Genomic DNA, 25,604 nt, shown 5'->3' on the forward strand with positions numbered 1-25,604 from the left:
CAAGTACTACAACCAAGAGCGAATCAGATTGAAATTGAAGGGACTAAGCCCGGTAAAGTACCGGGAACAGGCCCAAGCAGCCGCCTGACCCCACCGTCCAAGTCTCGGGGGTCACTTCAAGGACGGGTTTACGGCGTCCCCGCACCCCGACACCGCCCCGCCCAACAAACAGAAAAGCCAGAGCCGGCTGTTGCTCCGGCTCTGGCTCCGGTTTTTGCTTCGGCGGTTGCCTCTGCGGGTGCCTGGCCGCAGGCCCGGCCGATCAACTCAAACCACTGGTTCGCGCAGGGCGGGGTTGTCCCAGCCCGGGCGCGGGGCGAAACGGTCGCCGTGGCGCTGCTGCAGCGCCTTCAACCGCTCGACGATCGCATCGGCACCGACCGCACGGATGTGCTGGATCGGACCGCCGCGGAACGGGGCGAAACCGGTGCCGAAGATCACGCCGGCATCCAGCAGGTCCGCATCGGCCACCACGCCTTCGTGCAGGCACGCCACTGCCTCGTTCAACAGCGGCAGGATCAGGCGGTCTTCCAGGTCGGCCGGGGCCTGGTAGTCGCTGGCCACGTCCGGCTTCTTCGGCTTGCCGTTTTCCCAGGTGTAGATGCCCTGGCCATCCTTCTTGCCACGCTTGTCCGGTTCCACCGTCTGCAGCGCGGCCGGAATCTGCAGGCCCAGGAACGGTGCCAGTTCGCGGCCGACGCCGGCGGCCACGTCCAGGCCGACGGTGTCGATCAGTTCGATCGGGCCCATCGGCATGCCGAACTTCACTGCGGCCTTGTCGATCACCGGGCCCGGGACGCCTTCGGCATAGGCGGTGGCCGCTTCCAGCATGTACGGGAACAGCACGCGGTTGACCAGGAAGCCCGGACTGCCGGCCACCGGCACCGGGAACTTGCCCAGCGCCTTGCAGAACGCGGCCAGGCGGCGCTCGGTCTCCGGCGCCATGCCATCGTGGTGGATGATTTCCACCAGCGGCATCTGCGCGACCGGGTTGAAGTAGTGCAGGCCGGCGAACTGCGCCGGGCGCTGGATGTGATCGCGCAGTTCCACCAGTGGGATCGACGAGGTATTGGTGGTCAGCAGGGCGTCCTGCTTCATCTTCGGTTCCAGCGTCTGGTACAGCGCACGCTTGGCTTCCGGGTTCTCGATGATCGCCTCGATCACCAGATCCGCTTCGGCAACCCCATTGCCTTCCAGGTCGGCACGCAGGCGTGCGGCCACGGCTGGGCGCTTGCTTTCGTCGCGCACCTTCTTGGCGAACAGCGCCTGCGCGCGTTCCATGGCCGGGTCGATGAAGCGCTGCTCGCGGTCCTGCAGGGTCACCTCGAAGCCCTTGTAAGCGGCCCACGCGGCGATGTCGCCGCCCATCACGCCGGCGCCGACCACGTGCACGTGACGGATGCCGGAATCACCACTGCCCAGGCCCTTCAGTCGCTCGGTGAGGAAGAAGATACGGATCAGATTGCGCGCGGTCGGTGTACTGGCCAGCTTGACCACGGCGCGCCGCTCGGCGTCCAGGCGGGCCTGGATGGGCTTGCCGCCACTGCGTTGCCAGGTGCTGATCAGCGCGTACGGCGCCGGGTACTGGTCCTTCTTCGCCTTGCGTGCGACCTGCTTGACCATCTGCGGCGCCAGCAGCCTGCGTGCCAGCCAGGTGTTGGTGGCCCATGCCGTCGCGCGCTGCTTGAACGGGCGGGTGGTGCCGGACAGCGCCAGCGCGACGGCGGTGTCGAGCACCACCGCTGGCGCCACCACCTTGTCGACCAGGCCGATGCCACGCGCGGCCGAGGCCGACAGGGTGCGGCCGGTCAGCATCAAGTCCATTGCCGCCGGCGCGCCCACCAACTGCGGCAGGCGGGCGCTGCCGCCCCAGCCCGGGAAGATGCCAAGCTGGGTTTCCGGCAGGCCGATGCGGGTGCTGCTGTCATTGGACGCCACGCGGTAGCGGCAGGCCAGCGCCAGTTCGGTGCCGCCTCCCAGGCAGTGGCCGTGGATCGCCGCAACGGTGGGGCAGGGCAGCTCGGCCAGCTTCTGATAGGTGGCCTGGCCACGACGGATCGCGTCATTGACGGTGCCGCGACGGTCGAATTCCTGGAACTCCTTCAGGTCGGCACCGGCAATGAAGCCGGCCTTCTTCAGCGACTGGACCACCACGCCCTTGGGTGGGTCCAGCGCGATGCGCTCAAGCAGGTCGCCCAGCTCCAGCAGCACGTCCTGCGACATCGCGTTGACGCTGCTGTCCTGACGATCCAGGGAGAGAACCACCACGCCGTCGTCGCGGATCTCGGGGTGCCAGTGGCTGAAGCGGAGACCATCGAAGCCTGAAAGCATGGACGTTCCATCCGGTTGTGTATGGAGAAGCGGCTATGATCCAGAGGTTGTTTCCCTCGCGTCAAATCCCAATAGCAGGGGAGTGGCGCCCCCGGATCCATGGCCGTGGACCGGGACGCTAACGGAACGGTGGTTAAAAGCTGGTGCGGCGCCAGGTGATCGGCGACTGAACTTTTCCCGGGATTGGCAGTCTCATTGCCCGACGTCGGTTGGGCTGACAGGAGTGCGGCCCCTCATGGCCGAGGTTGATACACCACAGGAGCTGGATCTGGAACTGGTCCGGCGCGTGCAGCACGGCGAGAGTGCCGCCTTCGATGTCCTGGTGCGCAAGTACCAGCATCGGGTGGTGGCCCTCGTCGGTCGCTACATCGCCGACTGGAGCGAATGTCAGGACGTCGCCCAGGACACTTTCATCCGTGCCTACCGCGCGATCGGGAGTTTCCGTGGCGATGCCCAGTTCTCAACCTGGTTGCATCGAATCGCCGTGAATACCGCCAAAAACTACCTGGCTTCACACAATCGACGGCCGCCGACCGATGACATCGACATCGGCGATGCCGAACAGTTCGACAGTGGTACGCGCCTGCGTGACACCGACACGCCCGAACGCGAGTTGATGCGCCAGGAGCTGGAACAGACGGTGATGAAGGCCGTCAACGCGCTGCCGGAAGAACTCCGGTCAGCGATCACCCTGCGCGAGGTGGAAGGCCTGAGCTACGAGGATATCGCGCAGAAGATGGGGTGCCCGATCGGCACGGTGCGTTCACGGATCTTCCGGGCGCGCGAGGCGATCGACACCGAACTCCGGCCGCTGCTGGACATCGGCAGCGCCACCCGTGAGAAGAGCCGCGTATGACCAGTAACCCGTTCAACGAATCGCAGAACCATCAATCGCCCGCCGGGCAGCGCCTGGACCAGCGCCATCGCGAGCAGCTGTCGGCCCTGGTCGATGGCGAGCTGGGCGCCGATGAAGCGCGTTTCCTGCTGCGCCGGATGGAGCACGACCCCGAGCTGGCCGGTTGCCAGGAGCGCTGGCAGCTGCTGGGCGACGTGATGCGCGGGCAGGCGTCGGCACTGGCTCCGGCCGGGTTCAGTGCCGCCGTGGCTGCCGCCATCGCGGCCGAGCCAACGTCGCAGGCCGAGCCGCGTCGCCAGGTACGTCGCAGTGGCTGGCGGGCCTGGGGCGGCGGCGCGGCTCTGGCCGCATCGGTTGCTGCGGTCGCCCTGTTCATGGGGGGCGAGAAGCTGAAGGAGGCCACTCCCGGCGAGCCATTGGCCCCCCAGGTGATCGCCAGCCAGGCGGAACTGCCGCCGGCGCCGACCTCGCCGGCCCCGGTGACCGAAGCATCGGTGGATACCGCCGCGATGGCCGTGGCGGCGGCGCCGGCTGTGGCGATGGCTGCTACCAGCCGTCGCCAGGACGCCCGCCGCGCCAGTGCAACCCGCAGCCAGCAGGCCGCGCGTGCCGCCCAGCGCGATGACGCTCCGCAGCGCGCCATCGCCGCCGTGCAGGCACCGCTGGCTCCGACCGTACCGGCCAACGCCAACCGCAACCTGCCATTCGGCGAGGTCGGCGGGCTGCAGGCCCGGCCGTGGCCGCGCTCCAGCCTGGCGCCGACCGCAGGTGGCGCGCTCAATGCCAGTTTCCCGGCCCGCGCCGGCGGTGCCGCGTTCTACCCGTTCGAGCCGCGCCTGCAGGACGACCTGCCGGTGCCGCCGCGCCCGCGCGACTGAGCCGGGCGCCTTCACGCCCCGCCGTCGGCGGGGCCCGTATTCCTCTTTCCATCCGACCCGGAGGTTGCCGTCCGATGACTCCCCGACTTCGCACGCAGGCCATTGGCCTGCTGGCCCTGACCCTTCCCCTGGTGGCCTGCGCGCAGGCGCCGGCGCCTGCCGCCCCGGCCCAGCCTGCGCCGGCCGCGGCGCCGCGGGCGCCTGCACAACCGCTGGTCAGCGGCCTGCCCGACTTCACCAACCTGGTCGAACAGGTCGGCCCGGGCGTGGTCAACGTCGACACCACCATCGTCCGCAACAACCGCCAGGCCTCGCGCGGCCCGATGGGCGACGATGACATGCCCGAGTTCTTCCGCCGCTTCTTCGGCCCTGACTTCCCGATGCCGGGGCAGGGGCCGGGTGGGCAGGATGGCGGTCCCAGCATCAAGGGGCGTGGCATGGGATCGGGCTTCATCATCTCGCCCGATGGCTATGTACTGACCAACTACCACGTGGTGGCCGACGCCAGCGAGGTGAAGGTCAAGCTGGGCGACAGCCGCGAGTTCACCGCCAAGGTGGTGGGCAGCGACCAGCAGTACGACGTGGCCCTGCTCAAGATCGATGGCAAGAACCTGCCCACCGTGCGCGTGGGTGATTCCAACACCCTGAAGCCGGGCCAATGGGTTGTCGCGATCGGCTCGCCGTTCGGCCTCGACCATTCCGTTACCGCCGGCGTGGTCAGCGCCGTCGGTCGCAGTACGGGGGGTCCTGACCAGCGCTACGTGCCGTTCATCCAGACCGACGTGGCGATCAACCAGGGCAATTCCGGCGGTCCGCTGCTGAACACCCGCGGCGAAGTGGTCGGCATCAACTCGCAGATCTTCTCGGCCTCCGGCGGCTACATGGGCATCAGCTTCGCGATCCCGATCGACCTGGCGATGAGCGCGGTCGAGCAGATCAAGAAGAGCGGCAAGGTCACCCGCGGCCAGCTCGGCGCGGTGGTCGAACCGATCGATTCGCTGAAGGCGCAGGGACTGGGCCTGCCGGACAGCCGCGGCGCGCTGGTCAACCAGATCGTGGCCGGCAGCGCGGCCGCCAAGGCCGGCGTGCAGGTGGGCGATGTCATCCGCTCGGTCAACGGCAGCGCGGTCAACAGCTGGTCCGACCTGCCGCCGCTGATCGGTGCGATGGCGCCGGGCAGCAAGGTGAACCTGGTGGTTTACCGCGACGGCAAGCCGCATGAGCTCAGTGCCACGCTGACCGCACTGAGCGAGGACGGGCAGGCCAATGCCCGCGGGCCGTCGGCTGGCGCTGGCGAGGCGGCTCCGCAGACCGGTGCCAACGCCCTGCTGGGGCTGGACGTCAGCGACCTGAACGCGGCCCAGCGCAAGCAGCTGGGGCTCAACGGCAATGAAGGCGTGCGCATCACCGGGGTCAAGGGCCAAGCAGCACGCGATGCCGGCCTGTCGCCGGGCATGGTGATCCTGCAGGTCGGCCGCACTGCGGTCGGCAGCGTCGATGCCCTGAACCGGGCGTTGTCCAGCTTCAAGAAGGACGACGTGGTGATGCTGCTGGTCCGCACGGCCAACGGCAACAGCGCCTTCGTGGCGGTGAAGGCCGGCCAGTAAGGCCCCTGCCAGGGCCGCTTCGGCGGCGCCGGCGCCGCCCCCGAAGCCCCGCCCCGGCGGGGCTTCGTCCGTTCTGGACCCGGTCCGATGAGGCAGTTTTCGCGGCCGGGCGCCGGGCGTGCGATAATCGACCGTTACCCTGACGACGCCGCGCGCCGCCGCCACCTATGTCTTCTGATTCGATGCGGAACATCCGCAACTTCTCCATCATCGCCCATGTCGACCACGGCAAGTCCACGCTGGCCGACCGCATCATCCAGCTCTGCGGTGGCCTGCAGGCCCGCGAGATGGAAGCGCAGGTGCTCGACTCCAATCCCATCGAGCGCGAGCGTGGCATCACGATCAAGGCGCAGTCGGTGTCACTGCCGTACCTGGCCAAGGACGGGCAGACCTACCACCTGAACTTCATCGACACCCCCGGCCACGTCGACTTCTCCTATGAAGTCAGCCGCTCGCTGGCCGCCTGCGAAGGCGCGCTGCTGGTGGTCGACGCGGCCCAGGGCGTGGAAGCGCAGTCGGTGGCCAACTGCTATACCGCAGTGGAGCAGGGCCTGGAAGTGGTGCCGGTGATCAACAAGATCGACCTGCCCACCGCCGACATCGAGCGCGCCAAGGCCGAGATCGAGGCCGTGATCGGCATCGACGCCTCCGACGCCGTGCCGGTCAGTGCCAAGACCGGCCTCAACGTGCAGGACGTGCTGGAGGCGATCGTCCATCGCATCCCGCCGCCGGTGCCGCGCGACACCGACAAGCTGCAGGCGCTGATCATCGACTCGTGGTTCGACAACTACCTGGGCGTGGTCTCGCTGGTGCGCGTGATGCAGGGCGAGATCAAGGCGGGTGACAAGTTGCAGGTGATGTCCACCGGCCGCAACCACCAGGTCGACAACGTCGGCGTGTTCACCCCCAAGCGCAAGGTGCTGCCGGCGCTGCGTGCCGGTGAAGTGGGCTGGGTCACCGCCAGCATCAAGGACGTGCATGGTGCGCCGGTCGGCGACACCCTCACCCTGGCCGGCGATCCGGCGCCGAAGCCGCTGCCGGGCTTCCAGGAAATGCAGCCGCGCGTGTTCGCCGGCCTGTTCCCGGTCGATGCCGAAGACTACCCGGACCTGCGCGAAGCGCTGGACAAGCTGCGCCTGAACGATGCCGCGCTGCGTTTCGAGCCGGAAAGCTCCGAAGCGATGGGCTTCGGCTTCCGCTGCGGCTTCCTGGGCATGCTGCACATGGAGATCGTGCAGGAGCGCCTGGAACGCGAATACAACCTGGACCTGATCAGCACCGCGCCGACGGTGGTGTATGAGGTCCTGAAGACCGACGGCTCGGTCATCAACATGGACAACCCGGCCAAGCTGCCGCCGGTGAACCAGGTCGAGGAGATCCGCGAGCCGATCATCCGCGCCAACGTGCTCACTCCCGAGGAGTACATCGGCAACATCATCAAGCTGTGCGAAGAAAAGCGCGGAAGCCAGATCGGCATCAACTACCTGGGCAGCCAGGTGCAGATCAGCTACGAGCTGCCGATGGCCGAGGTGGTACTGGACTTCTTCGACAAGCTCAAGTCGGTCAGCCGTGGCTATGCCTCGCTGGATTACCACTTCGTGCGCTTCGACGCCGGCCCGTTCGTGCGCGTTGACGTGCTGATCAACGGTGACAAGGTCGACGCACTGTCGCTGATCGTGCACCGCAGCCACGCCGACCGCCGCGGCCGCGAGCTGTGCGAGAAGATGAAGGACCTGATCCCCCGCCAGATGTTCGACGTGGCCATCCAGGCTGCCGTCGGCTCGCAGATCATCGCCCGCACCACGGTCAAGGCGATGCGCAAGAACGTGCTGGCCAAGTGCTATGGTGGCGACGTCTCGCGCAAGAAGAAGCTTCTGGAAAAGCAGAAGGAAGGCAAGAAGCGCATGAAGCAGGTCGGCCGCGTGGAGATCCCGCAGGAAGCGTTCCTGGCCGTGCTGCAGATGGACAACAAGTAAGCCCGCACCGGCCTCGCGGGGCCGGTCGTCTGGTGACGTTGCAAAGGACCCTGAATGAAACTGTTTGAGATCCTCCTGGTCGTGCTGACCCTGGCCTCGGGCCTGATCCTGCTCGCCGACAAGCTGTACCTCGCCAAGCGCCGCGCCCAGCGCGCGGGCCTGCTCGACACCGAGCCGGTGCTGGTGGACTACTCGCGTGCATTCTTCCCGGTGCTGGCGATCGTGCTGATCGTGCGCAGTTTCATCGCCGAGCCGTACAAGATCCCGTCCAGCTCGATGATGCCGAACCTGCTGATCGGCGATTTCATCCTGGTCAACAAGTTTTCCTACGGCCTGCGCCTGCCGATCAGCAACACCAAGATCGTCCCCTTCGGCGAGCCGTCGCGCGGCGACGTGGTGGTGTTCCACTTCCCCGGCCACAGCGACAACGATCCGGCCAAGGGCGAGAACTTCATCAAGCGCGTGATCGGCGTGCCGGGTGACACCGTGGTCTTCGAAGGCGACGGCGTGATCCTCAATGGCGAACCGCTGAAGTACGACAACAAGGGCATCTATGCCGGGCACAAGGGCCAGGGCGAGGGCGCCAACCTGCTGGTCGAGCACCTGCCGGGCCGTACCCATACCGTGCTGGAGACCGACTATCCGCGTGGCCAGGGCCAGTGGACCGTACCGGCCGGCAAGTACCTGGTGATGGGCGACAATCGTGACAATAGCGACGATGGCCGCTTCTGGGGCCTGCTGCCGGAAGAAAACCTGCGCGGCAAGGCCTTCCTGATCTGGCTGAACTGCCAGGGCTGGTTCTGCAAGGATGGCTTCGAGCCGTCGCGGATCGGCTCGAGCATCAACTGAGTACCTTCACATCCAACGCGTATCTGGGGAGAACGCAATGAAGACGATGAACACGCAGCGTGGCATGACCCTGACCTCGTTCCTGGCGGTCCTGATCGTGGTGGGTTTCTTCCTTTACATCGGCATGAAGCTGTTCCCGATGTACCAGGAGTATTACGCGGTGCGCTCGGCGATGAAGAGCCTGGCCAAGGAGCCGGGCGTGGGCAGCATGGAGCCGGCCCGGATCCAGGATCTGTTCTTCAAGCGCCTGTACATCAATTACTCGGAAAATGTGAAGCCGGCCAACGTGAAGTTCGACCGTCGCGACAATGGCTGGACCCTAAAGGTCAACTACGAAGTGCGCCGTCCGCTGGTCGGCAACCTGGACGTGGTTGGCAAATTCGATTCATCCCAGGACCTGACCCGAAGCGGTGCCGAATAAACCTTTCCAACGTGGTGACCTGATCGGTCATCCCTTCCGCGACCCGGCGCTGCTGAAGCAGGCGCTGACGCATCGCAGTGCCGGTGCGCCACACAACGAGCGCCTGGAGTTCCTGGGCGACAGCATCGTCAACATGATGGCGGCCGAGGCGTTGTACCGACGCTGGCCCAAGGCCGACGAGGGCGCGATGACCCGTGCCCGCGCCGAGCTGGTGCGTGAGGGCGCGCTGGCGGTGATTGGACGTAGCCTGGAGCTGGGCGAGCGGCTGATCCTGGGCCCGGGCGAAATGAAGTCCGGTGGCCACCGTCGTGATTCGATCCTGGCCGACGCGGTGGAAGCCGTGGTGGCTGCGATCTACCTGGATGCCGGTTTCGAGGCCTGCCGGGCGGTGGTACTGCCCTGGTTCAGCGCTTCGATCGAGGCACTGCCGGCCTCCGGCCGGCCCGAGAAGGACCCCAAGACCCGCCTGCAGGAATGGCTGCAGGCCCGACAGAAGGCGTTGCCGCAGTATGAACTGGTGTCAGAATCCGGTGACGACCACGCCAAGCACTTCCGGGTACGCTGCAACGTAGCCGACCCGGCCGCCAGCACCGAGGGCGAAGGCGCCTCGCGGCGGCTTGCCGAACAACAGGCGGCTGCGGCCGTCCTAGAACAACTGGATTCCAAGTGAGCGAACAAACTCCCCATCATTGCGGCAGCGTGGCCGTCATCGGCCGCCCGAACGTGGGCAAGTCGACCCTGACCAATGCTCTGGTCGGCGCCAAGGTCAGCATCGTCTCCAACCGTCCGCAGACCACGCGCCATCGCCTGCTGGGCATCGCCACCTATCCGGAAGGCCAGCTGGTGCTGGTCGACACCCCCGGCCTGCACAAGGTGCAGAAGCGGGCGATGAACCGGGTGATGAACCGCGCCGCGCGTGGCTCGCTGGAAGGCGTCGATGCGGGCCTGCTGGTGATCGAAGCCGGTCGCTGGGATGAAGAGGACAGCCTGGCGTTCAACGTGCTGCGCGACGCCGGCATCCCGGTGGTGCTGGTGGTCAACAAGATCGATCGCCTGAAGGAAAAGGGCGCGTTGCTGCCGTTCCTGCAGCAGGTGACCGAGGGTCGCGACTTCGCCGCCGTGCATCCGATCTCCGCGCAGAAGCGCAATGGCCTGGAAGCGCTGGTGCGCGACGTGCTGAAGCTGCTGCCGGAAGCCCCGCCGATGTTCGGCGAGGATGAGATCACCGACCGCAGCCAGCGTTTCCTGGCCGGTGAACTGGTGCGTGAGCAGCTGATGCGCCAGCTCGGCGAGGAACTGCCCTACGCCACCACTGTCGAGATCGAGCGCTTCACCGAGGACGGCAACCTGCTGCGCATCGGTGCGGTGATCTGGGTCGAGCGTGAAGGCCAGAAGGCCATCGTGATCGGCAAGGGTGGCGCCCGCCTGAAGGAGATCGGCGCCAAGTCCCGCCTGCAGATGGAGCGTCTGTTCGGGGCCAAGGTGTTCCTGGAAACCTGGGTGCGCGTGCGTGAAGGCTGGTCCGACGACGAGGCCGCGCTGAAGGCCTTCGGTTACGAGTAAGGCGTTGCAGTCGCTTCGATGATGATCGAGGACGACACCGGCTTCGTGCTGCACGCACGGGCCTACCGCGAGACCAGCCTGCTGGTCGAAGTGCTGAGCGCACAGCATGGCCGTATCGGGCTGCTTGCGCGTGGCGTGTCCACTGCCAAGGGCCAGGTGCTGCGCGCCGCCCTGCAGCCGTTGCAGTGGATCCGCTTCAGTGCCCAGCAGCGGGGGGAACTGGCCCAGCTGCGTAGCGCCGAGGCGCTGGATGCCGCGCCACGCCTGGTCGGGCAGGCCATGCTGGCCGGTTTCTACCTGAGCGAACTGACCCTGCGCCTGGCCCCGCGCCAGGACCCGCTGCCGGAGCTGTACCTCGCCTACGGCGAGGCGCGTGCGCGGCTGGCGGTGGGCGCTGGCCTGGCCTGGACCCTGCGCCGTTTCGAACGCGAGCTGCTGTCTGCGCTGGGCCTGGGTTTCGAGCTGGACAGCGCCAGCGATGGCCAGCCGATCGATCCGGCGGCGCGCTACGAACTGGACCCGCAGGAGGGTGCGCAGCGCCTGCTGAGCGAGCGCGGAGGGGAGCGCCGGGCAGCCGCCACCGGGTCGGCGCTGTTGGCGCTGGCGGCTGACGAAGAGCCGGATGCCGCCGATCTGGCCAGCCTGCGCCTGCCGATGCGGCGGGTGCTGGCCCATCACCTGGGGCCGCGCGGCCTGAAGTCCTGGGAAATGCTCGAGCAGCTGGCGCCCCGCAGGTAGGGGGTGTTGAGCAGGGCTTGCAGCCCTGCACCTGCCGAGGCCAAAGCCGAATCAACGTCAACTTCAACGTCAACGGCAAAAGCTGGCTATCCGTGGGTAGGCGCGGTGGGTCCGGTTGCGGGAGACGCCGTAAACCCGTCCTTGGGGGCTTGGCCGCGGCATCCATGCCGCGGACACTCCCGCAACCGGACCCACCCCGCCTTCGACAGAGTCTTGCGAGCTGTTGGACATGCCGACGGGGTCAGATCCGTTTTCCGAAGGAAAACGGATCTGACCCCAGTTTGAATTTCGATATCTGACAGATGTGTCGACCAAGGTCGACACCTACCAACAGCCGAGTGAACCTGTCGAAGGCGGGGCGGTATCGGAGGGCGGGGTGTCAGCCGCATGGATGCGGCTGCCAAGCCCCCATGGACGGGTTTACGGCGTCCCCGCACTCCGATACCGCCCCGCCAACCCACGGGATGCCAGCTTTTGCTTTTTGCTGTTACCTTGGCTTGAAGCATCTGCGGGTGCAGGGCGCAGCCCTGCCGAGCAACCCTCAGTGCAGCAGGGCAGCCACCGCGTCGCGGAACCCCGCCTGGGCCTGCCCGGACTCGGGCGCATGATGCAGCTGGCGCACCGCCCGTCCCAACCGTGCCGCCCCCACGAAGCCACAGCTGGCCTGCAATCGGTGCAACTGGCTGCGCAACTGGCGCTCGTCGTGCTGGTCGACCGCCTGCTCGACCGCGTCGCGCACGCCCGGCAACTCGGCCAGGAACAGCTCGCGCAGGGCGATCAGGTGGTTGCGCTGGCCATTGAGCGCGGCCAGGGCTGCGGTCTCGTCCCAGTCCTGTACGGCCAGTTCGACCGCGGCCGGGGCCTGTGCCACGAAGATCCCCGCCGGGCTGTTGACCAGCGCTCGGCGCACGGCCTTCAGCAGCTGGTCGCGGCCCAGTGGCTTGACCAGGGTGTCGCTGAAACCAGCTTCGCGCAGGCGGGCGTGAATGGAGGCATCGCCGTCGGCGGTATGTGCCAGCGCCGGCGTGTCGGGATGTGAACGGCGCAACTCACGCAACAGCTGCGCGCCATTGCCGTCCGGCAGGTTGACGTCGATCAGCCACAGGTCATGCGAGCCGGGCTCGGCACTGGCCAGGGCACTGGCCAGTGAATCTGCGGTGTCCACATCCGCCGGTAACGTTTCCAACGCCGCCTTGAAAAAACCGCGGCTGATGATGTCGTCCTCGACAAGCAGGAAGCGGGGCCGTGCGGCCCGCGGGGTCATCTGCATCAGGGCTGCCTCCATGTCAGCTGTCCCAATCATCAAGCACGGCGGCCACGGGCGCAAGCGGGTCCGGGCCCCATCGGTCAGGATCTGCGACAATACGCCCCCATTTTTGCCCGCAGCCTGTTGCCACGTGGCCCGATCCCGCTCCCGCACCGACCGTACCCCGTTCCAGACCGAGATCCTCGACCTCAGCCATGATGGTCGCGGTGTCGCCCGCCGTGAAGGCGAGGGCGGCAAGGTCACCTTCGTCAGCGGCGCCCTGCCCGGTGAGGTGGTGATGGCTGAACAGACTGCCCGCAGCCGCCATTTCGACGAGGCGCGCACGCTGGAGGTGCTGCAGGCCTCGCCGCAGCGGGTGATCCCCAAGTGCCCCCATTTCGGTACCTGCGCCGGCTGCGTGCTGCAGCACCTGGACGAAGACCAGCAGATCGTCGCCAAGCAGCGCGTGCTGATGGATAACCTGGAGCGGATTGGCCATGTGAAGCCGGGCACCGTGCTTGCGCCGCTGGTCGGCGAGAGCTGGGGCTACCGCCGCAAGGGCCGCTTCTCGGTGCGCCGGGTCGAGAAGAAGGACAAGACCCTGGTTGGCTTCCGTGAACAGGATCCGCGTTTCGTCGCCGACCTCAGCCAGTGCCTGACCGTGATTCCGGAGATCGGCACCAAGGTCGAGGCGTTGTCCACCTTCATCGAAACGCTCGATGGCAAGCGTGACATCCCTCAGATCGAATTCATCGCCGGTGACCAGGCCGTGGTCCTGACCGTGCGCCACCTGCAGCCACTCAGCGATGCCGACCGCGCGGCCTGGGCCGCCTTCGGCCAGCAGCATGGCTTCGTGATCTACCTGCAGTCCGGTGGCGTGGACACCGTGCAGCCGCTGGACGGGCAGGGCGTGGCGCTGTCGTTCCGGCTGGCGCCGTGGGATGTCGAGCTGGCGTTCCGCCCGCTGGATTTCATCCAGGTCAATGCCAAGCTCAACGAGAAGATGATCGCCCACGCCCTGGACCTGCTGCAGCCGGGTGAGGACGAGCGCGTGCTGGACCTGTTCTGCGGCCTGGGCAACTTCACCCTGCCGTTGGCCCGCCGTGTGCGTGAAGTGGTGGGTGTGGAAGGCGATGCCGGCCTCGTCGCGCGTGCGCGTGAGAACGCGGAGCGCAACGGCCTGGCGAACGCGCAGTTCTTCAGCGCCGACCTGACCCAGGACCAGCGCAGCACGGCGTGGATGCGCCAGGGCTTCGACAAGCTGCTGCTGGATCCGCCGCGCTCCGGCGCGATCGAAGTGCTACAGCAGCTGCCGCTGAAGCAGTTCAAGCGCATCGTCTACGTCAGCTGCCACCCGGGCTCGCTGGCGCGCGATGCCGGCTATCTGGTCAACGAACAGGGCTTCACCCTGGTCAGCGCCGGTGCCATGGACATGTTCCCGCACACCGCGCACGTGGAAAGCATCGCGGTATTCGAAAAGCGCTGAGCAGCGGTCATCACCCGTGGCGCATAATTGCGCCATGGGCATCGAAATCGAACGCAAATTCCTGGTCAGCAGCGATGGCTGGCGCACCGCCGCGCATCGGGTGATCCCGATGGCGCAGGGCTACATCAACGACATGGGCGCGCTCGACCGCGGCACCCAGAACGCCTCGGTGCGCGTACGCATCGAAGGCGACCACGCCGCGCTGAACCTGAAGTCGCGCACCCTCGGCCATACCCGGCAGGAGTTCGACTACCCGATCCCGGTGGAGGACGCGCGCGCACTGCTGGCGCTGTGTGTCGGCGGCCTGATCGACAAGCGCCGCCATCTGGTCGAACACGCCGGCCTGACCTGGGAAGTGGACGAATTCCTCGGTGACAACGCCGGTCTGGTGGTGGCCGAAGTCGAACTGGAAAGCGCCGATCAGGCCATCGACCTGCCGGACTGGGTCGGCGCCGAAGTGACCGATGACGCCCGCTACTACAACGTTGCCTTGGCCAGCCGCCCGTATTCACAGTGGTGAACCCCCAAAAAGGGGACGGAGGGGATTAAGTCGTCTTTACCCCGCCTGTGCGGAAAGCGACTTAATCCCCTCCGTCCCCTTTTATCGAGGAAGGCGGTCCCCATGTCGTGGACATGAGAATCGACATCTACTCCGACGTGGTCTGCCCCTGGTGCTGGATCGGCAAGCATCGTTTCCAGCAGGGCGTGCAGTTGCTGGGCGCCAATGCGCCTGAACTCGATATCCACTGGCAGCCGTTCCAGCTGGACCCGGATGCGGACGACACCCCGGTGCCGCTGCGCGAGGCCTATGCGCGCAAGTTCGGGGGCGTCGAGCGCACCGAGCAGATCCTCGGCCAGACCCAGACCACCGCGCGCGCGGAGGGGCTGCCGATGGATTTCAACCAGGGCCAGGTGCGGGTGACCACACTGCCGGCGCATCGGGTGTTGTGGCTGGCCGGCCAGCATGGCGTGCAGGATGCGGTGGGTGAAGCGCTGTTCCGCGCCCACTTCGAACATGGCCAGAACCTGGCCGACAACGCTGTACTGGTGAAGGCCGGCGTGGCGGGCGGCCTGGACGGGGGTGAAATCGCGCAGATGCTGGCCTCCGACCGCGGCCTGGCCGAGGTCGAAGCCAAGCTGGCCCAGGCCCATGCACTGGGCATTTCGTCGGTGCCGACCTTCGTGATCGATGGGAAGTGGGCGATTTCCGGGGCGCAGCCACCCGAGGCGTTCGCCCAGGCCCTGCGGCAGATCGCGGCAGAACAGGGCGCCCCGGCTACCCCGGCTGACGGCGACGAGGCCTGCGGCCCGGACAGCTGCAAGGTCTGACCGTCCCCTTTTTCTGACCACTGCGCCTGTCGGCCGGTTCTGCGACAATGCGGCACTGCGCCATGCGGGCGCGCGTTGTGGAGATCGACCATGCTGCTGATCGGCGTTGCCGGCACCGAACTGACCGCCCAGGAACGTGACTGGCTGCAGCACGACGCCGTGGCCGGAGTAGTGCTGTTCAAGCGCAACTTCGCCTCGCGCCAGCAGGTGACCGATCTGAGCGCGGCCATCCGTGCCGCTGCCCCGCGCCCGCAGCTGATCTGCGTGGACCAGGAAGGCGGCCGTGTGCAGCGCTTCCGCGAGGGTTACAGCGATCTTCCGCCGCTGCAGGACATTGGTGCCCTGTACGCCACCGACCCGCAGCAGGCCCTGGCGCTGGCCGAGCAGCACGCCTGGCTGATGGCCAGTGAAGTCCGCGCCAGCGGCCTGGATCTCAGCTTCGCCCCGGTGGTCGACCTTGGCCGCGGCAACCGCGCCATCGGCAACCGCGCCTTCAGTGAAGACCCGCAGGTCGTGGCCGCGTTCACCGCAGCCTATGTGCGCGGCATGCACGCGGTCGGCATGGCCGCCACGCTCAAGCATTTCCCTGGCCACGGCACCGTGCTGGAAGACACCCACGTGGATACCGCGATCGATCCACGCGCGCTGGACGAACTGCGCGCGCAGGACCTGGTGCCGTTCCAGGCCGGCATCGCCGCCGGTGCCGATGCGGTGATGATGGCGCACGTGATCTATCCGCAGGTGGCACCGGAGCCCGCCGGCTATTCCCCACGCTGGATCCAGGACATCCTGCGCGGCGAACTAGGCTTCCGCGGCGTGGTGTTCTCCGATGACATCGGCATGGCCGCCTCGCACAGCGCCGGCGGCGTGCCGGCACGCGTGCACGCGCACCTGGACGCCGGTTGCGACGTGGTGCTGGTCTGCCATCCGGAACTGGTCGATGAAGCCCTGCATGCGGTGCAGGGACGCTCTCTCAATACTGCTGCGCTGCTGGGCCTGCTCGGCCGCGGCGCGCTCGGCTGGGACGGCCTGCTGGCCGATGCCCGCCATGGCGACACCCAATCCCGTCTGCTTGAAACCCTTGGAAGAACCGTCTGATGCCCAACCTCACCATTTCCCAGGCCCTGGCCCAGGCTGACCTGCTGGTCGACCGCCCCACCATCGACAAGGCCATCGCTGCTATCGCCGACGCCATCGCGCGCGATTACAAGGGCGAGGTGCCGTTGTTCCTGTCGATCATGCATGGTGCGTTGCCGTTCGCCGGCCAGCTGGCGCTGGAACTGGGCGCGCGCGGCCAGGACGTGCAGTTCGATTACCTGCACGCCACCCGCTACCGCGGCGAAACCACCGGCGGTGACCTGGTCTGGAAGCACAAGCCGGCCACCTCGCTGTTCGGCCGCCGCGTGCTGCTGGTCGACGACATCCTCGACGAGGGCTACACCCTGCAGGGCGTTCGCACCTGGTGCCTGGAACAGGGCGCGACCGATGTGCGCATCGCTGCGATGACCGTGAAGAAGCACGACCGTGCGCTGCCCGATGTGACCGCCGATTACGCGGGCATCGAGCTGCCGGACCGCTACGTGTTCGGCTTCGGCATGGACGTCAACGAGACCCTGCGCTGCGTGCCGGCCATCTACGCAATGAAGGAATAACGGCGCGGCCGCCCGCAGCGCGTTTTTTCCATCGCCGGCATCCTCGGGTGCCGGCGTTCGTCTTTTCATGGAGTGCTTCTAATGCAACAGATCGCCCTGGCCGTGATCGGCGGTACCGGTGTCTACAACCTGGCCAAGCTTGACGACGTGCAGACCCACGAGGTCGACACCCGCTTCGGCCGCCCATCGGGCCCGGTGCGCGTGGGCACGCTGCTCGGCCATCGCGTGGCGTTCCTGGCGCGGCATGGCGAGGGGCATTCGCTGCCGCCGCACAAGATCAACTACCGCGCCAACCTGGCTGCGCTGCAGCAGCTGGGCGCGCAGCGGGTGCTGGCATTGAACACCGTGGGTGGCATCACCGAGAACTTCGGTCCGCGCGTGCTCGCCTGCCCGGACCAGATCATCGACTACACCTGGGGCCGCATCAGCACGATCTGTGAAGAAGAAGGCTCCGACGTGGTCCACGTCGATTTCGGCCATCCGTACACGCCGATGCTGCGCAGCAAGATCCTGGCGGCAGCCAAAGTGACCGGTGTCACGGTCCATGACGGTGGCTGCTATGGCGCAACGCAGGGCCCGCGCCTGGAAACCATCGCCGAAATCGCCCGCATGCGCCGCGACGGTTGCGATCTGGTGGGCATGACCGGCATGCCGGAAGCCGCACTGGCGCGGGAGCTGGGGCTGGATTATGCCTGCCTGGCGATCATCGCCAACTGGGCCGCCGGCTGCGGTGATGGCGAGGAGATTACGATGGCCGAAGTGCTGGCCAATGTGCAGGCGGCCAGCAACGGACTTCCGGAACTGGTGGGCGAATTGGCGCGGGGGTGATTGTCTTCCCCGAGCAAGCTTTGCATACTCAGCTTGTGCGCGGGTTCAGCGTACACCACCCATTCATTGCATAAGGTCTCGCATCACCATGCCGAACGGTACCGTCAAGTGGTTCAACGACGCCAAGGGATTTGGCTTCATCTCGCCGGAGGATGGCAGCGCCGACGTGTTCGCGCACTTCTCCGCCATCAACTCCAAGGGCTTCCGCAGCCTGCAGGAAGGCCAGCGTGTCACCTATGACGTGACCCAGGGCCCGAAGGGCGCCCAGGCTTCGAACATCACGCCGGCCGAGTGATCCACTCGACAGTGCGTTGAAAACCCCGCTCCGGCGGGGTTTTTTTTGCGCTGCGACAAGAATTGCGCTGCCGTGGGCGGAGGCCCCGCTGGGCATCCGGATTTGCGCTCGGGCACAATGCGCCCATGAAGGAACGACTGCGCATCGCCGTGATCGGCTACGGCACCGCTGGACAGGCATTGTCCATCCTGCTCTCCCGTGATGGCCACGAGGTGGAGATCTTCGAACGTGTGCCCACGCCGGGACCGGTTGGCGCCGGTTTCCTGCTGCAGCCCAGCGGCCTGCAGGTGCTGTGGCAGATGGGCCTGCTTGACGCCGTGCGCGCGCATGCCGCGCCGGTGCATCGCCTGTACGGCGATACGCCGTGCGAACGCGCAGTGATGGACATGCGCTACGCCGGCCTGGACGCGCGCCTGCACGGCCTTGGCATGCAGCGCGGCGCCCTGTTTTCGTTGCTGGATGATGCGCGTGCTGGTGCGGGCCAGCTGCATGCCGGCGTCAGCATCGCTGCAGTGGATGCCGAGCAGGGCCGCCTGCGTGACAGCGAAGGGCGCCTGCACGGTGCGTTCGACCTCGTGGTGGCCGCCGATGGTGCGGCCTCGACGCTGCGCGGCACGCTCAAAGACGGTAACGGATTGGATCGCGTGTATCCGTGGGGTGCGCTGTGGTGCCTGTTGCCAGCCGAAGACTGGCCACACCTGCAGGAGCTGCGGCAGCGCTACGTGGCCGCACGCAAGATGATCGGGCTGTTGCCGGTCGGTACGCGGCCCGGTGATGACACGCCGCGCCTGAGCTTTTTCTGGAGCCTGCCACGCGACGATTTCGAACGTTGGCAGGCCGACGGCATGACGCCCTGGCTGGACGAACTGCATGCGCTGTGGCCGCAGGCCAGTGCACGCTTCGCGCATCTGCGTGACGCCGGCCAGCTGGCACGGGCCGTCTACCGCGACGCGGTGATGACGCGCTGGTATCACGGCCGCATGGTGCTGGCCGGCGATGCCGCGCATGCGATGAGCCCACAGCTGGGCCAGGGCGTGAACATGGCGCTGCTCGATGCGCTGGCGCTGCGCGATGCCTTGCGCGCGCATGGTGGCGGTGCCGCGGCATTGCAGGCCTACCAGGCGCAGCGCAGGGCGCACGTTGCGGTCTACCAGCGCTGGAGCCGTTGGCTGACGCCGCTGTTCCAGTCCGATCGCGATGCCTGGGCCAAAGCGCGCGACGTACTGCTCGGCCCGATGGGGCGCCTGCCGGGTGGGCGTGGTCACATGCTGCGTGTGCTCAGCGGTACCCAGCATGGCTGGTTCGGTTCGCTCGCGTTGGATCCGGCTTTCGTCGACGCGCTGGCCACTGCGGCGCAGGTGCCTCGCATCAACGCGATCACGGCCACTGCGTGAAACGCGTCGTCACGTGAATTAACGGTTGCCTCACTGCGCATATGCGAGAAGTAGGTTGCACGCGATTGCGCGTCGCCCGTTTTCCTTTCCGTGATCAACATCGCGCGTGGCCCGGGAGGCGCTGCCGTCGCCGCCTGTTGCGGCCCGGATGTGCCGCCTGTTGTCGAAGAGGAGGATGCCATGTTGTTCGCGGTCGAGGAGCTGGAATCGGAAATCTGCAAGCTGCGCGGTCTGTTGCAGATGCTGCACGAGGACCAGCCCGACGTACTGGAGGACGTGTTCGAGTTCCATGTCGGCAGCCTGATCAGTCATGCGTCGCCGGAGCACCACACGCGCATCCGCACCTGCGCGCAGGAGATGCTGGCGGCGATCCAGGCCCTGCCGCGGCGCCGGGAAGAGGACACGCCTGAGTTCCAGCTGATGCCGCAGCTGGATATCCGTCCGGCCTGATTCAAGCCAGGGGCAGCACCACCAGGCCGTTGTCCACGCAGGCGACCATCTGCTCGCCGGCAGCGGGAACAGGAACGATTCCGGCGGTGAACGCGGAGAAGGCCGGCAGGAGCGTCATCCTGTCACGCAGCCAGAATGCGGGGAAGCGCCGCCGCAACGCAGGCAAAGCGATCTGTGGATGCAGATGCCCGGCGATCACATGCAGCTCCGCATCGGGCACCGGCTCATGCCGAAGCAGGAAGGGTGGCAACCGTACCTCGTCGTGTATCTGCACCTGCAGCTCGGCATGCGGCAGCTGCCGGTCATGATTTCCGCGCAGGACATGCACGTCCAGTGCGGCATTGCGTTCGCGCCATGCCAACCATTGCTGGTACCACGCAGCGCGATGCGCCGGGCCATGCAGGATGTCGCCCAGGATCCACAGCTCGCGGCAGGCATGCCTGTCCAGCAGGCCCTGCAGGCGTTGCAGGTCCTTGCCGGTACCGCCGCTGGGCAGCGCGATGCCTGCGCGGCGGAATACATCGGCCTTGCCCAGGTGCAGGTCGGCGAGCAGCAGTGCCTGCCGCGCGGGCCAGTACAGTGCACGCGCGCCAAGCAGAACCAGCGACTCGCCTGCGCGCAGCAGCGGCAGTTCATCGGCCATGCCGACGCTCCAGCTGCTGGGCCGCGCGTTGCACCCGGGTACGCCAGTCTTCGTTGCTGAACTGCCCGCGCAGGCGTTCGGCCCACAGCGGGAAACCCAACGGCGTGAGTGACGCCGGGCGCTGCACCGAGAGGGTCTGCATCCGAATCCTGGCCAGTACCTGTTGCAGCCCCGGCATGTCGAGGCTGTCATTCAGCACTTCCTGTTCCGCCAGCGCCAGCAGCAGGTGATCCGGGTCGTGCTCGCGCAGTACGTCGTAGAGCAGTCCCGCGGATGCCTGCAGCTGGCGCAGTGCCCGTGGCATGCCACCGGGCAGGCTGGGGACCAGCAGGCCGGCGACGCGTGCGATGCCGCGGAACTGGCGACGCGCCAGCTCGCCCAGGTTCACCGCAGCACGCAGATCATCCAGCAGCTGATCGGTGGAGAACAGCGCACGCCATTGCGCCGCATCCAGATCGATGGCCTGTGCCGGTGCCAGCACCAGGCCGTGATCGTTCACCGCATAGCCGATGCTGTTGCGCTGCCGGCGGGTACAGCGCAGCGCCAGCAGGGCGGCGAGCGCCTCATGCACGTGGCGGCCGGCAAAGGGATAGACGAACAGGAACTGGCCTTCGCGACGACGCACATCCTCCACCAGCAGATGGGCTGGGCCGGGAAGCGCCGACAACCGCTGCTGCAGTGCCAGCAGGGGTGACAGCCAGCGTGACTCGGCGCTGTCGTCAGCACCGGACAGTACCCACTCCAGCTCGCGGCCCAGCGGCATCGACAGCGGCAACTGGCCGCCCTGCCAGCGCGGCACGATCCCCTCACCGCGTCCTCGTGCCAACCGGACGAAGGCAGTCATGTCGCGCAGCTGCACCAGCTCCAGCAGGCGCCCGGCGAACTGGAAGCGGTCGCCACGGCGCAGGCGGCTGGCGAACTGTTCCTCCACGGCGCCCAGGCTGCCGCCGCGCAGGAACTGCACGCGCACGCTGCCATCGCTGCTGATGGTGCCGATCGACAGCCGATGACGCAGCGCCTGGCGACGGTCGTGCATGCGGTACCACCCATCGGCATCACGCACGACCTTGTGGAAATCGGGGTACCGGGCCAGCGCTTGGCCACCCTGCACGACGAATGTGAGCACGGCCTGCCACTGGTCGTCGCCGAGCGACGCGAAGGCATGGGTACGCCGCACCTGCGCCAGCAGGTCGGCGCTGTCGAAGCCGCCCGCCAGGGCGCGGCTGACCGCATGCTGGGCCAGCACATCCAGCGGCAGCGTCGGCGGCCTGCGCGCTTCGACCACGTTCCCGGCCAACGCACGGCGCACGGCGGCGTACTCGGCCAGTTCCAGCGCATGGCTGGGCACGCACAGGATGGAACCGCTGGCACCCGGGCGGTGCCGTGCGCGTCCGGCGCGCTGGCGCAGTCGCGCCACGCCCTTCGGGCTGCCCAGCTGCAGTACCTGCTCAACCTCGGGGAAGTCGACGCCGAGGTCGAGGCTGGAGGTGGCAACCACGCAGCGCAGCGCGCCCGCGCGCAGGCCATCCTCCACCTGCTGGCGCAGCACCGGGTCCAGCGAGCCGTGGTGCAGCGCAAGCGTGTCCGGTTCTTCCGGCCAGACTGCAGCCAGCGCCTGATGCCACAATTCAGCTTGCGCGCGCGTATTGGTGAACAGCAGGCTGCTGCGTGCCTGCATCAGTGCATCCAGCACGCGTGGCAGCTGCGCCAGGCCCAGATGCCCGGCCCAGGGGAAATGTTCGCCAGGGTCCGGCAGCACGCTGCGCACGCTCACTGCGCGAGGGCGTACGCCCTGCACGATCGGTGCATCCGGTTGCCCGGGCAGCAGTACATCGCGCGCCTCATCCAGATTGCCCAGCGTGGCCGACAGTCCCCACAGCTGCGATGCAGGCGCGGCCTGGCGCAACACTGCCAGGTTCAACTGCAGCAGCACACCGCGCTTGTTGCCCAGCAGTTCGTGCCATTCGTCCACCACCATGCAGCGCAGCCGCTGCATGCGCGGCAGCGTATCCGGATAGCTCAGCAGCAGCGCCAGTGATTCCGGCGTGGTCACCAGTACGTCGATGCGGCCCTCGCGCGCCTGGCGCCGCTCGCGGTTGCTGGCGTCACCACTGCGCAGGCCGACACGCCAACCCAGCCCCAGCCCATCGACCACGGTCTGCAGCGCGCGCGCGGTGTCGCTGGCCAACGCGCGCAAGGGGGTCACCCACAGCACCTGCAGCGGGCGGACCGCGCTGGCGCGGCGGGGGGAGGGTGGCGGGTCGATCATGGCCTGCAGCAGCGGCCCGCCGAACATCGCCAGTGTCTTGCCGCTGCCTGTGGGTGTATGCAGCAGCCCGGATTCGCCGGCGAGATAGTGACGCCACATCGCGCGCTGGAACGGCAGTGAGCGCCAGCCTCTGGACGCGAACCAGTCTTCCAGCCGGCGCAGTGCCTGGCTGCGGTTCATCGTGCCAACGCCTGCAGCGTGGCCAACTGATCGGCTTCGCTGGCGGGCTTGTCGTGGCGCCAGCGCAGGATGCGCGGAAAACGCACGGCGATGCCCGACTTGTGCCGGCTGCTGCGGTTGACCGCCTCGAAGCCCAGCTCGAAGACGTGTTCGGCGCGAACGCTGCGCACCGGGCCGAAGCGCTCGCGGGTGTTGGCGCGGATCCAGCGATCAAGCGCGAGGATTTCCTTGTCATCCAGGCCCGAATAGGCCTTGGCGACCGGTACCAGCGTGTCGCCGTCCCAGACGCCGAAGGTGTAGTCGGTGTACAGCGTGCTGCGCCGCCCATGGCCGGCCTGCGCGTACAGGAGCACCGCATCGATGGTGAGCGGATCGACCTTCCATTTCCACCAGTCACCGCGGCGGCGTCCGGCCTGGTAGGGCGAGGCATGCCGTTTCAGCATCAGTCCTTCCACGCCGCGTTCGCGTGCCACGTCGCGCATTGCCGCCGCCTGGAGCCAGTCGTCGGCGTCAACGCCCGGTGAGAGCTGGATCCGTGCATCGTTCAGTGCACCGACGACCTCGGCGAGACGCGCGCGCCGCTGCTGCAGCGGACGTTCGCGCAGGTCTACGCCATCGAGTTCAAGCAGGTCATAGGCGAGCACCCGCACCGGCGTGTTGCGCAGGGTGGCCGCACCGGGTTTTCGGCGCTGGATGCGCGTCTGCAGCGCAGTGAAGGCACGCGGCAGGTCCGCGGCTTCGTCCCAGGCCAGCAGCTCGCCGTCCAGCACGCAGCCATCGGGAAGCGCCATCGCTGCCTGTTCGATCTCGGGGAAGCGGCCATCCAGCCGCTCTTCGCCGCGTGACCACAAGGCGACCTCGCCGCGCCGGCGCAGCAGCTGCAGGCGGATGCCATCCCACTTCCATTCCAGCAGCCAGTCATCGATCGGGCCGAGTCGTTCGGTAGGGGATCCCTCCAGTGGCGAGGCCAGGAAGAACGGATAGGGCTGCTGCCGGTCCAGCGGCAATTCATCCGGCGACAGCAGCTGGGCCAGAACGCCGGGCGAGGGCACCCACTCGCCCAGCATGCGCTGGGCGATGCGTGCGATGTCCAGACCGGACCACTCGGCCAGCGCCTGCTGCACCAGTCGCTGCGACACGCCAACGCGCAGGGCGCCGGTCAGCAGCTTGTTGAATACCAGGCGTTCGCCGCTGCACAGTTGCTGCCAGCCGGCGACGATCGCCGCGCGACGCACCGCCTCGGGTTGGTTGGCGACCGCCAGCAGGTGCTGTTCGATCCATTCGGCCAGGGGCCGGTCAGGCGAGGGGTGTGGTGGGTCGTCCAACAGCAGGGTCAGTGTTTCGGCCAGGTCACCCACCTGCGCATAGCTGTCTTCCACCAGCCACGGTGGCAACCCTGATTGCTCGGCGATCCACGCGCGCAGTTCGCCACTGGCGGCGATCTTCCTGCGCGCGCCGCCCACCTTGCCGCCACTGAGCAGGTACAGCGCCCACGCCGCATCGTGTGCGCCTGCCTGGCGGAAGTAGTCGACCAGCGCTGCGCGCTTGTCCAGCGTGGCAGTGCTGCGGTCCAGGCGTTGGTAGAGCGCTGCGAAGGACTTCATTCCTCGCTCCCGAAATCGGTACGGAAGGCTTCGGCAGCCACGCCGCGCTCGCGCAGGAACGGAATCAACGCATCGGTATTGCCATGGGTGGCGATCACCCGCTGCGCGCCGGTCTGTTGGATCGTCTGCAGCAGTGCTGGCCAATCGGCGTGGTCGGAAATGACGAAGCCTCGATCGACGTTGCGGCGGCGACGGTTGCCGCGCAGTTGCATCCAGCCCGAGGCGAAGCCCAGCTGGTGACGGCCGAAGCGGCGCATCCAGGGCGTGCCCGCAGCCGAGGGCGGGGCCAGGATCAACTGGCCGGCGGCATCGGGCTGGCGGCCCTGTTCGGCCACGGTGAGCGTCTCCAGCATCGGTACGCCGGCCTGCCGGTACACCGCCACGCCATTGGCGATGGCGCCATGCAGCCAGGCCGGCCGATCGTCCAGTGGCCGCAGCTCTGCCAGCACCCGCTGTGCCTTGCCCAGCGCATAGCACAGCAGGATCGCAGCCTCGCCGCGTTGTTCGCATTCGCGGCGCCACGCCACGATTTCGGCGGCGACGGCCGAAGTGTCCGGCCAGCGGTAGATCGGCAGGGCGAAGGTGGCTTCGGTGATGAAGGTATCGCAGGGCACCACTTCGAACGGCGCACAGGTTGGGTCAGGCTGCCGCTTGTAGTCGCCGGAGGCGACCCAGACCTGCCGCCCGTCGTCGATGCGCACCTGCGAAGATCCCAGGACGTGACCGGCTGGATGCAGCGATACCTGTACCCGGCCTAGGCGGAACGGCACGCCCTCGACGTGCGCCTGCACCGGAACATCGCCCAGGCGCCAGCGCAGGATCGGCAGGCTGCCTTCGCTGCAGTGGTACTCGCCCATGCCCGGGCGGGCGTGATCCCCGTGGCCATGCGTGATGACCGCGCGCGCTACCGGTCGCCAGGGATCAATGTGGAAATCGCCGGCGGCGCAGTACAGCCCTTCCGGGCGCAGCACCACCAGATCGTCGTTGGCTGCCATGCGATCACTGTGGC

Annotated in this window: 25 protein-coding genes; 19 read left to right on the forward strand and 6 right to left on the reverse strand. The window is 67.4% G+C overall.

Translation table 11 applies throughout. The features are described 5' to 3' along the window. On the forward strand, positions 1 to 88 hold an 88-nt coding region (locus tag AC5P7X_RS19780), incomplete at its 5' end, for an IS3 family transposase (protein ID WP_253135857.1). 179 nt (positions 89 to 267) lie between these two features. On the opposite strand, the gene AC5P7X_RS19785 is transcribed toward AC5P7X_RS19780, so the two are convergent. Continuing rightward, the gene (locus AC5P7X_RS19785) at positions 268 to 2,331 is read right to left on the reverse strand and encodes a 3-hydroxyacyl-CoA dehydrogenase NAD-binding domain-containing protein (protein WP_005418265.1); all 2,064 of its coding nucleotides are present in this window, start codon (positions 2,329 to 2,331) and stop codon (positions 268 to 270) included. A gap of 235 nt (positions 2,332 to 2,566) precedes the next feature. On the opposite strand from AC5P7X_RS19785, the gene rpoE reads away from it, so the two are divergent. The 9 genes from rpoE to recO all read left to right on the forward strand — a co-directional run bounded on the left by rpoE (position 2,567) and on the right by recO (position 11,219). Next, on the forward strand, positions 2,567 to 3,187 hold the full coding sequence (rpoE, locus tag AC5P7X_RS19790; RefSeq protein WP_005418256.1) for an RNA polymerase sigma factor RpoE: 621 nt from the start codon (positions 2,567 to 2,569) through the stop codon (positions 3,185 to 3,187). Continuing rightward, positions 3,184 to 4,065 carry a sigma-E factor negative regulatory protein gene (locus AC5P7X_RS19795; protein WP_053499696.1) on the forward strand — a complete coding sequence of 294 codons (882 nt, stop codon included), beginning with the start codon at positions 3,184 to 3,186 and terminating at the stop codon, positions 4,063 to 4,065. Before rpoE ends, AC5P7X_RS19795 begins: the two co-directional genes overlap by 4 nt. Before the next feature lie 74 nt (positions 4,066 to 4,139). Next, positions 4,140 to 5,672 (forward strand): DegQ family serine endoprotease, encoded by a 1,533-nt coding sequence (locus AC5P7X_RS19800; RefSeq protein WP_206627246.1) that lies wholly within the window; start codon positions 4,140 to 4,142, stop codon positions 5,670 to 5,672. 182 nt (positions 5,673 to 5,854) lie between these two features. Next, a complete protein-coding gene (gene lepA / locus AC5P7X_RS19805; protein ID WP_005418237.1) occupies positions 5,855 to 7,648 on the forward strand; it encodes a translation elongation factor 4 in 1,794 nt (597 codons plus the stop codon). A 54-nt stretch (positions 7,649 to 7,702) separates the two neighbouring features. Next, positions 7,703 to 8,497 carry a signal peptidase I gene (gene lepB / locus AC5P7X_RS19810; protein WP_005418234.1) on the forward strand — a complete coding sequence of 265 codons (795 nt, stop codon included), beginning with the start codon at positions 7,703 to 7,705 and terminating at the stop codon, positions 8,495 to 8,497. A gap of 37 nt (positions 8,498 to 8,534) precedes the next feature. Next, a complete protein-coding gene (locus tag AC5P7X_RS19815) occupies positions 8,535 to 8,918 on the forward strand; it encodes a DUF4845 domain-containing protein (RefSeq protein WP_014038086.1) in 384 nt (127 codons plus the stop codon). After that, positions 8,908 to 9,588 (forward strand): ribonuclease III, encoded by a 681-nt coding sequence (gene rnc, locus AC5P7X_RS19820; protein ID WP_005418230.1) that lies wholly within the window; start codon positions 8,908 to 8,910, stop codon positions 9,586 to 9,588. The genes AC5P7X_RS19815 and rnc overlap by 11 nt, the downstream gene beginning before the upstream one ends. Continuing rightward, the gene (gene era, locus AC5P7X_RS19825) at positions 9,585 to 10,481 is read left to right on the forward strand and encodes a GTPase Era (RefSeq protein WP_005410599.1); all 897 of its coding nucleotides are present in this window, start codon (positions 9,585 to 9,587) and stop codon (positions 10,479 to 10,481) included. Before rnc ends, era begins: the two co-directional genes overlap by 4 nt. A gap of 18 nt (positions 10,482 to 10,499) precedes the next feature. After that, the gene (recO, locus tag AC5P7X_RS19830; protein WP_053499700.1) at positions 10,500 to 11,219 is read left to right on the forward strand and encodes a DNA repair protein RecO; all 720 of its coding nucleotides are present in this window, start codon (positions 10,500 to 10,502) and stop codon (positions 11,217 to 11,219) included. Positions 11,220 to 11,760: 541 nt separating this feature from the next. Here the strand turns inward: recO and AC5P7X_RS19835 are convergent. Then, positions 11,761 to 12,489: a response regulator gene (locus AC5P7X_RS19835; protein WP_005418228.1), complete on the reverse strand. Its 729-nt coding sequence runs from the start codon at positions 12,487 to 12,489 to the stop codon at positions 11,761 to 11,763. 127 nt (positions 12,490 to 12,616) lie between these two features. Between AC5P7X_RS19835 and rlmD the strand changes: the two genes are divergently transcribed. From rlmD to AC5P7X_RS19880, 9 genes are all read left to right on the forward strand, one after another. After that, positions 12,617 to 13,951 (forward strand): 23S rRNA (uracil(1939)-C(5))-methyltransferase RlmD, encoded by a 1,335-nt coding sequence (gene rlmD / locus AC5P7X_RS19840; RefSeq protein ID WP_065179469.1) that lies wholly within the window; start codon positions 12,617 to 12,619, stop codon positions 13,949 to 13,951. Positions 13,952 to 13,985: 34 nt separating this feature from the next. Next, positions 13,986 to 14,471: a CYTH domain-containing protein gene (locus AC5P7X_RS19845; protein ID WP_053500339.1), complete on the forward strand. Its 486-nt coding sequence runs from the start codon at positions 13,986 to 13,988 to the stop codon at positions 14,469 to 14,471. A gap of 113 nt (positions 14,472 to 14,584) precedes the next feature. Next, complete coding sequence (locus AC5P7X_RS19850) at positions 14,585 to 15,280, forward strand: DsbA family oxidoreductase (protein WP_053500341.1); 696 nt, start codon at positions 14,585 to 14,587, stop codon at positions 15,278 to 15,280. Between the two features lie 90 nt (positions 15,281 to 15,370). Beyond that, positions 15,371 to 16,378, forward strand: a complete 1,008-nt coding sequence (gene nagZ, locus AC5P7X_RS19855) for a beta-N-acetylhexosaminidase (RefSeq protein ID WP_061479808.1) — start codon at positions 15,371 to 15,373, stop codon at positions 16,376 to 16,378. Then, on the forward strand, positions 16,378 to 16,932 hold the full coding sequence (locus tag AC5P7X_RS19860; protein ID WP_005418223.1) for a hypoxanthine-guanine phosphoribosyltransferase: 555 nt from the start codon (positions 16,378 to 16,380) through the stop codon (positions 16,930 to 16,932). Before nagZ ends, AC5P7X_RS19860 begins: the two co-directional genes overlap by 1 nt. Positions 16,933 to 17,013: 81 nt before the next feature. Further along, positions 17,014 to 17,760 carry an S-methyl-5'-thioinosine phosphorylase gene (locus AC5P7X_RS19865; RefSeq protein ID WP_005418222.1) on the forward strand — a complete coding sequence of 249 codons (747 nt, stop codon included), beginning with the start codon at positions 17,014 to 17,016 and terminating at the stop codon, positions 17,758 to 17,760. A gap of 88 nt (positions 17,761 to 17,848) precedes the next feature. Continuing rightward, entirely contained in the window at positions 17,849 to 18,055 is a 207-nt protein-coding gene (locus tag AC5P7X_RS19870) for a cold-shock protein (protein WP_005410590.1), read from the forward strand. 125 nt (positions 18,056 to 18,180) lie between these two features. After that, positions 18,181 to 19,449, forward strand: a complete 1,269-nt coding sequence (locus AC5P7X_RS19875; RefSeq protein WP_053500347.1) for an FAD-dependent oxidoreductase — start codon at positions 18,181 to 18,183, stop codon at positions 19,447 to 19,449. Positions 19,450 to 19,629: 180 nt separating this feature from the next. Beyond that, a complete protein-coding gene (locus tag AC5P7X_RS19880) occupies positions 19,630 to 19,899 on the forward strand; it encodes a hypothetical protein (RefSeq protein WP_053500349.1) in 270 nt (89 codons plus the stop codon). A 1-nt stretch (position 19,900) separates the two neighbouring features. On the opposite strand, the gene pdeM is transcribed toward AC5P7X_RS19880, so the two are convergent. The 4 genes from pdeM to AC5P7X_RS19900 are packed head-to-tail and all read right to left on the reverse strand — an operon-like array spanning position 19,901 to position 25,590. Next, complete coding sequence (gene pdeM, locus AC5P7X_RS19885) at positions 19,901 to 20,542, reverse strand: ligase-associated DNA damage response endonuclease PdeM (protein WP_053500351.1); 642 nt, start codon at positions 20,540 to 20,542, stop codon at positions 19,901 to 19,903. Further along, the gene (locus AC5P7X_RS19890) at positions 20,532 to 22,991 is read right to left on the reverse strand and encodes a ligase-associated DNA damage response DEXH box helicase (protein ID WP_329843068.1); all 2,460 of its coding nucleotides are present in this window, start codon (positions 22,989 to 22,991) and stop codon (positions 20,532 to 20,534) included. Before AC5P7X_RS19890 ends, pdeM begins: the two co-directional genes overlap by 11 nt. Further along, positions 22,988 to 24,595 (reverse strand): ATP-dependent DNA ligase, encoded by a 1,608-nt coding sequence (locus tag AC5P7X_RS19895; RefSeq protein WP_329843070.1) that lies wholly within the window; start codon positions 24,593 to 24,595, stop codon positions 22,988 to 22,990. Before AC5P7X_RS19895 ends, AC5P7X_RS19890 begins: the two co-directional genes overlap by 4 nt. Next, entirely contained in the window at positions 24,592 to 25,590 is a 999-nt protein-coding gene (locus AC5P7X_RS19900) for a ligase-associated DNA damage response exonuclease (protein ID WP_005418210.1), read from the reverse strand. The genes AC5P7X_RS19895 and AC5P7X_RS19900 overlap by 4 nt, the downstream gene beginning before the upstream one ends. Between the last annotated feature and the right edge of the window lie 14 nt (positions 25,591 to 25,604).

The sequence above is a fragment of the Stenotrophomonas sp. YJH_SMC_53 genome (assembly GCF_059369995.1).